The 895-nt window shown below is 35.3% G+C and carries 1 protein-coding gene; it reads left to right on the top strand.

Going from position 1 to position 895, the window contains the following annotated elements; translation table 11 throughout:
• Positions 1-421 precede the first annotated feature (421 nt).
• Complete coding sequence (locus AC1DSL_RS18805) at positions 422-736, top strand: helix-turn-helix domain-containing protein (protein ID WP_477533413.1); 315 nt, start codon at positions 422-424, stop codon at positions 734-736.
• Positions 737-895 lie beyond the last annotated feature (159 nt).

Below are 895 nucleotides of genomic sequence, written 5' to 3'. Positions count from 1 at the left end.
CATCATTACTCATCTTTTTATAGTGTTCACTGGTGAAAAAGATTTTGGGTAAACGATAAAAACGTTCCCCTACTTCTTCTTGCACACGAAACTTCTTGGTCATGTAAAAAATCCCCCTTTRAGTTTAGTTCATACACCAGAAACTCCAAAGAAGGTACATTCATTCATTTTTGATGTCTTCGTGGCAAAGATAACGGATGAATAGAGGTTCACAATCCTCCATTCGAATGCTATACTTACTACATCAATTACATGAATTTTCCTTGGAATTTCTCTACCGATATACTTGATTATTGCTGGTCGCCAAACTGTCCAATAACCAAGTTTGTAGAGATTTTTTGATATATAAATAAAAATTTACGTCCAGTATACCACCTACATTCACCAGATGCATAATGATTTTTTGAAAGGATTTTCCACTATGACTGAAAATGAAATCGATATTTATCAAAAAATAGGCAAAGCCCTAAAAGAGATTCGAAAAGAAAAAAAGTTAACCCTTCAGCAAATTGAAAAAAATAGTGATCAACACGCAGCCCGGATTTCATTAGCCGAAAACGGCAAAGCTAATCTAAGCATTGGATGGATCATTCATTACTGCAATGTCCTCGACATCAATCCAAACGAAGTCTTTATCCGCGCATTTGCAGATGACTTCAAATCCCAACAGATGGACCGTATCTTTGATAAGTTCGCTGCCTATCAACTTGAAAAAACACCAACTGAAAACGAGTAACCTGAAAACACGACTTCTAGTGGTTGTGTTTTTTTGTTTGCAAAGAAAAAAGATGATGGATAGATACAGGAAACAAAGGATGCAAAACCAAAACAGGATACGTATACAGATATGTAATGGCAGACTGGACAATTAAGATGAATTGATTGTAAATAGATC

The organism is Paenisporosarcina sp. P4_D4 (assembly GCF_056401835.1).
This window is presented reverse-complemented; position numbering and strand designations above follow the sequence as displayed.

Coding starts and splice junctions, on each gene's coding strand:
- AC1DSL_RS18805 (WP_477533413.1), top strand. CDS start 422: ATGACTGAAAATGAAATCGATATTTATCAAAAAATAGGCAAAGCCCTA.